The sequence below is a fragment of the Sulfitobacter sp. EhC04 genome (assembly GCF_001650875.1).
Lineage (GTDB): Bacteria > Pseudomonadota > Alphaproteobacteria > Rhodobacterales > Rhodobacteraceae > Sulfitobacter.
Genome location: NZ_LXYI01000003.1, coordinates 65,536 through 71,762, shown reverse-complemented (window position 1 = coordinate 71,762; position 6,227 = coordinate 65,536). Strand labels below are relative to the sequence as shown.

Sequence of the window (6,227 nt, the reverse complement as noted above, 5' to 3'; positions counted from 1 at the left end):
GACCCGGCCCGCCCCGGAACCCGAGCGGCGCAAGCTGGACCCGGCCGTGGCCGACATCCTGCGCCAGGAAGCGGAAGCCGAACACGAGGCGCGCAAACGCCGGGAGCAACAGGCGCAGCCCTTGGAAAGCCAGCCGGACCTCGGGCTGGACGCTGCCGACACCGAAGATGACCGTGAACGCCGCGCGCTGGAGGCCCGCCGCCGGATGGCCCGGATGCGCGGTGAACCCGAACCCCTGTCAGAGGAAGAGGCCCGCGCCGCCGCCATGTCGTCGCGCCGGGAACTGCTGCCCGACATCGAAGAGATCAACTCCACCCTGCGCAGCGACAATGACCGCAGCAGCCCGCAGACCGTGCCGGGCGAGGCCGATCTGCCCGTCGCCGCCCGCGGGGTCGGTTTTGGCCGTGGCTTCATGCTGGTCATCATCTGGGCGGCGATCCTGATCGCGGTCTATGTCTTTGCCCCGCAGATTGCCCGCGCGATCCCGCAGGTGGACCCCTACCTGTCGTCCTATGTCAGCGGCGTCGATCAGCTTCGGCTCTGGCTCGACAGGCATGTACAGGATCTGCTGATCTGGCTGGATTCGCTGGCGGCTCAATCTTCTCCTTGAGGGCGCTTTGGGTGTCCCTGCCTGAATGACGCCTGCGGTTTGCGTCTTGAACGTGCCTTGGGCCGGAGGGTCCGGGGCCCGGCCTGATGGTCCGGATCAGACACTTAGCTGACAGGCGAACTATTGACCCGGCCACAGACACCCGAGGGTTTTGGGGTGCAACGCTCAGGGTGCAGCGCTCACGGCACCCTCTGTCTCCCGAAGTTTCACCCGCATCGTGGCAAAGATATGGTTGGACACCGGCCGGACATGAGGCGCAGGCCGGTCGTGACCTGGCTGAGGTCGGGCGATGCCCGGACCGCGACGGGCGCGCGCCCGGGCGTGGCACCCCAGAGGGGACGGCGGCTCAGGCACCCCGCAAACCTTGCTGTTTGCTACTGGCAGCGACCTGTGGCACGCATTCTCCTCCGATACCCCGCCAGGAGAACCGATCCGAATGATTGTCCGGGACCACCCCTCAACACTGCAATTGTTTATCGTCATGCAAGGCTCCATCGTGCCAAAGATCATGGGCAAGATCCTTGGCATCGCGGTGCTGACCGCCCTTGTGCTCTATCTTGACAGATACCATGTCGGGCTGCCCCACATCTCGATCGCCGCGATGGGGATATTCGGCGTGGCACTTTCCCTGTTTCTCGGATTCCGCAACAACGCCGCCTATGACCGCTGGTGGGAGGCGCGCAAGCTCTGGGGGTCGATGATCGCGGATCTGCGCAATCTGGGCCGGCACATGTGCATCTTTGTCGGCAACGGTACGGATCGCGCGGCCATCCTGTCCTGTGCGGTCGCCTTTGCCCATCTGCATCGCGGCTATCTGCGGCAGGTGGACACGCGCGGCGATATCGTCGACTGGGTGGGCGCGCAGAAAGCCGATGCCATGCTCGCACATCAAAACCCGGCAGATGCCGCCCTGCGCTCGATGGCGGACCAGATCGGCAAGCTGACAGGAAAAGAGGCGATCAGCGGCTTTGGCCAGATGACCATTTCTCAGACCTTGTCCTCGCTCGCACTTGCACAGGCGGGCTGTGAACGCATCCTGACCACGCCGCTGCCCTTCGTCTACTCCCTGCTGATCCGCCGGACGACCTACCTTTATTGCTGGCTGCTGCCCTTTGCTCTGATCGACTCCACCGGATGGTTCGCGCCGATCTTTGCCGCCGTCGTCGCCTACGTCTTTTTCGGCTTGCAGACGGTGACCAATGAACTGGAACTGCCGTTCCAGAATGTCCAGAACGGGCTGCCGCTGGATGCGATGTGCAGGACCATCGAGATTTCCGTCTCCGAAGCCCTCGACCGTCCGGCGCCCGAACCGCTCAAGGCCAGCAACTATGTGCTGACCTAGCTCAGAACCGGTCCAGCAGCCGGTTCAGATAGTCGCGCTCCTGCTCCGGTCGCTCGGTCTGGCCCGAGCGGCGGCGGATTTCGTCCAGCAGACGGCGGGCGCGGTCAGTGGCATCCGGCCCCTCGCCGATGCGGCCCCCGTCCGACAATCCGCCCTCGGCGCTTTCGCCCTCGCGGCCCAGCGGGTCACGGTTGGCGCGCCCGCCCTGTTCGGTGTTCCCCTGTCCGGGCTGCTGCTGGCGCTCCTGCTCGGCCATCGCCTCGCCCAGCGACCGCATGCCCTCGCGCAGCGCCTCCATGGCCTGCGACTGGTTGTCGATCGCCTCGGCCAGATCGTTGTTGCGCAGCGCCTCCTCGGCGTCATCCATGGCCCGGCCCGCCCGGTCCAGCGCATCGCGCGCCGCGCGGCCCTCCGGCGTGCCCTGGCCCGGCAGGTTCTGCTGTTGGCGGCGCAATTCGTCGCGCAGCGCCTGCTGACGCTCCGCCAGCCCTTCCTGACCCTGTCCCGGTGCGGCCTGCTCACCTTGCTGGCCGTTCTGGCCCTGTTGCTGGTCCTCGCCCTGGCCCTGGCCGTTCTGGCCCTCGTGGCTTTCGCCCCGGCCCTGACCGCCATTGCGGCCCTCATTGCCCTGGCTTTCACCGGCCTGCGCGCCGGGGTTGAACTGCTCCTGCAAGTCCCGGAACGCCTGATCGCTCAGCCCCTGCTGCTCGCGCAATGTCTCCGACAGCCCCTCCATCGCCTGCTGCCCCGGAGACTGCCCGTTCTGGCCCGGCTGGCCCTCGGTCACGCGCATGTTCTCCATCATCTCCTGCAACTCGCGCAGCGCCTCTTCGGCCTCGGCCATGCGGCCCTGCTCCATCAGCTCCTGAATCCGGTCCATCATGCGCTGCAGGTCGTCCTGCGTCATCTGCATGGTCTCGCCCTGCTCACCCTGCTGCTGCGGGTCGCCGTTCTGTTCGTTCTCCTGCGCCTGCTGACGCTGCAACTGCTGCAGATATTCCTCTGTCGCGCGGCGCAGCTCGTCCATCAGCTCGGCGATTTCCTCCTTGGAGGCCCCGTTCTTGATCGCCTCGTTCAGCCGGTCCTGCGCCCGGCGCATCCGCTCCAGCGCATCGGCCAGCACGCCCTCTTCCAGCTCGATGGCCAGCCCCCACATGTCCTCGGCCAGGTCCTCCTGAATCTCGTCGCTCAGCCCATAGCGCGCGTGGATCTCCAGCCGGTTGATCACATCGCGCAGCCGCAGTGCCGTCACCTCCGACCGGAACAGATCCTGGGGCCGATAGGCCACCGCGCGCAAGACCTGCGCCATCCGCGTGCTGTTCGACTTGGACCACAAAAGGTCGCGCCGCATCTCGATCACCGCCGCCGCCGCCGGGTCGAAAAAGCGCCGTCCCGGCAGGATCATCGCACTTGGTGCGGTCTGGCCAATCTGCTCGGCTGAATCCAGCACGCTCAGGCTGATCTCCACAGGCTGGTTCGCCCAGGGGTGCTTGGAGAAATTCTCGATCAGGTTTTCCTCGAAACCCGCGCGATCCCCCGCAATCGGGGTCGGCAGCGGCACGATCATTTCCGGGCGCGGGTCCGGGTCCACCACCAGCCCATAGCGCCGCGTGACCGAGGCAAGGTCCAGCGTGATCCGCGCTTCGCCCGCCTCCACACCGTAATCGTCGCGCGCGGCAAAGGGCAGGCGCATCTCTCCCAGCGCCGAGACCTCGGGCGGGCCCAACAGCTCAACTTCGGGCGCGGCATCGGCCAGCATGGTCACATCCCAGCGCCGCCCGCCCGGCCCGTCGATGCCGATGCTGCCATCCTGCACCACCGCAAAATCCTGCGCCGGGTCAGAGGCGGCAGGCACATCCGCTGTGCGCCCCGACACGGTCTCCGCCAGCGTCAGCGCGCCCAGATCGCCATAGAACCGCAGGGTGATCAGCGTCCCCGCAGGCAAGCTCAGCGGCCCGGCCTTCAGATCGTTCAGATACAGCGTCGGCTTGCCGGTATAGCGCGGCGGCTCCGCCCAGCCCTCCCAGACCGGGCCCTGCGCCAGCCCGCCCCGGCCCGGCGCCATCTCCGCCACCGAGGCTACCCGCAGCACAGAGCCGAACAGCAGCGCCATGCCAAAGGCCAGCACCGCCACAAAGCGCAGCGCATAGGGGTCGCGCCGCGAAACCCGCAGATCGGCAGGCACGGCGCGGGCCGTGGCCGCGCGCGCGGCCATCCGCGCCTTATGCGCGTGCCAGACCGCCATCGCCGCCGGGTCGTTTCCGCCGATGGCCGGATCGTCCAGCAGCGCCTGAATCGGTCGTCCCGGCAGGCTGCGGTCCAGCCGCGCCATGGCGGCCCCCTTTGAGGGCAGGCGGAACCGGCGCAGCGCATGGACCAACGCCGCCAGCCAGGCCAGGCCCGCCACAACCGCCACGCCCCAGACCACCTCAAGGCTGACAATGTCCTGCAATCCCATCATCAGCGCGGCAAGCACCAGCAGCGTCACGCTCATCAGCGGCCACAGCGCCTGCACCAGCCCCTCGGCCAGCATCCCCGCCCATGTCAGGCGCAGCGGCCAGCGCAGGGCGGACAACGCGTCCTTGCGATCTCTGTTGGGGGTCGTGCTCATGAACAACTGCCTCCGGCGCGGCCAAAGGCAATGTGCCTTACAACCATTCAGGGATGGTATCGCGATTTATCATTTCGTCAAAGGTCGGACGTCGGCGGATAACCGCGAATTGATCCCCATGCACCAAAACTTCCGGAATCAGGGGGCGGGAGTTGTATTCGCTGCTCATTACCGCGCCATATGCGCCCGCAGAACGGAAGGCGACAAGGTCACCCGCCAGCAGCGGCGGCATCATCCGCTGCCTTGCAAAGGTATCGCCGGATTCGCAGACCGGCCCCACCACGTCGATGGGCGCACGCTCGACACCCGCGGCAGGTTCCACGACCGGAATGATATCGTGCCAGGCATCATACATCGCCGGGCGGATCAGGTCGTTCATCGCCCCGTCCAGAATCAGGAAATCGCGCCCCTCGCCGGATTTGACATAGATCACCTCGCTGACCATCAGGCCTGCGTTGCCCGCGATCAACCGGCCCGGCTCGATCTCGATCTCGCAGCCCAGATGGCCCAGCGTCCGCTTGACCAGCGCACCATAATCCGAAGGCAGCGGCGGGTCGGCATTGCTGCGCTCATAGGGAATGCCCAGCCCCCCGCCCAGATCCAGCCGCCGGATCACATGGCCATCGGCGCGCAGCGCCTCGGTCAGCTCCGCCACCTTGCCATAAGCCAGCGCATAGGGCTCCAGATCGGTCAGCTGCGATCCGATGTGCACGTCTATGCCCACCACCTCCAGCCCCGGCATGGCGGCAGCCATGCGGTAAACCTCGCGCGCCCGCGCGATGGGGATGCCGAACTTGTTCTCCGACTTGCCGGTGGCGATCTTGGCATGGGTCTTTGCATCCACATCCGGGTTCACGCGGATGGTGATCGGCGCGACCTTGCCCAGGGCGCGCGCCGTGGCGTCCAGCACCGCCATCTCCGGCTCGCTCTCCACATTGAACTGGCGGATGCCGCCCTCAAGCGCGGTCCTGATCTCGGCCTGGGTCTTGCCCACGCCCGAGAACACGATCCGCTCGCCCGGCACGCCTGCCGCGCGGGCGCGCTGATATTCGCCGCCCGAGACCACATCCATGCCCGCACCCGCCTGCGCCAGCGTGCGCAGCACCGCCTGGTTGGAATTGGCCTTCATCGCATAGCAGACCAGATGATCCATGCCCTCCAGCGCCGCGTCGAACAGGCGGAAATGCCGCAACAGCGTTGCGGTGGAATAGACGTAGAACGGCGTGCCGACTTCTGCGGCAATATCGGCCACGGCAACATCCTCGGCGAAAAGCGCGCCGTCGCGATACAGAAAGTGATCCATGTTCTTTTTGGCCTTAAATATTCCCCGCCGGAGGCTCCCGTCCTATCGGACCGGTGCCGTCCGCAAAAACAGATAGAGCGGCAGCCCGCAACTCACCCCGATACAGAAGGTCGCGGGAATCGCAATCAAGGCCAGCCAGTTGCGCCGCACCGCCACCTCCGCCACGATCCAGAGGCTCAGCGTGAGCGCCGCGATGGTCAGGTCCCAGACCAGCCCGCTGGCCGCCGCATTGGCGTGCCAGGCCTCCACCATCGCCATCAGGTCCCAGCCATTGGCCTGAAACCAGGTGACGAAATAATACATCGGGTGGACAGCGCCCCAGACCGCAAGCCCGAGGAATGTCATCCGCAACACGGACATG

Annotated in this window: 4 protein-coding genes and 1 pseudogene; 2 read left to right on the top strand and 3 right to left on the bottom strand. The window is 66.5% G+C overall.

Annotated elements, in window-relative coordinates:
• Both A8B82_RS24120 and A8B82_RS01675 read left to right on the top strand, forming a co-directional pair.
• Positions 1-610 (top strand): annotated as a pseudogene (locus tag A8B82_RS24120) (zinc-ribbon domain-containing protein); the annotation flags it as partial.
• 436 nt (positions 611-1,046) lie between these two features.
• Positions 1,047-1,952 carry a bestrophin family protein gene (locus tag A8B82_RS01675; RefSeq protein WP_067287544.1) on the top strand — a complete coding sequence of 302 codons (906 nt, stop codon included), beginning with the start codon at positions 1,047-1,049 and terminating at the stop codon, positions 1,950-1,952.
• Position 1,953: 1 nt separating this feature from the next.
• Here A8B82_RS01675 and A8B82_RS01670 read toward each other — a convergent pair whose 3' ends face one another.
• Genes A8B82_RS01670 through A8B82_RS01660 form a run of 3 tightly spaced genes read right to left on the bottom strand, consistent with a single transcriptional unit; the run spans position 1,954 to position 6,226 of the window.
• A complete protein-coding gene (locus tag A8B82_RS01670) occupies positions 1,954-4,563 on the bottom strand; it encodes a TIGR02302 family protein (RefSeq protein ID WP_067287542.1) in 2,610 nt (869 codons plus the stop codon).
• Positions 4,564-4,600: 37 nt separating this feature from the next.
• A complete protein-coding gene (lysA, locus tag A8B82_RS01665; protein ID WP_067287540.1) occupies positions 4,601-5,866 on the bottom strand; it encodes a diaminopimelate decarboxylase in 1,266 nt (421 codons plus the stop codon).
• A gap of 42 nt (positions 5,867-5,908) precedes the next feature.
• Positions 5,909-6,226 carry a DUF2834 domain-containing protein gene (locus tag A8B82_RS01660; protein WP_067287538.1) on the bottom strand — a complete coding sequence of 106 codons (318 nt, stop codon included), beginning with the start codon at positions 6,224-6,226 and terminating at the stop codon, positions 5,909-5,911.
• Between the last annotated feature and the right edge of the window lies 1 nt (position 6,227).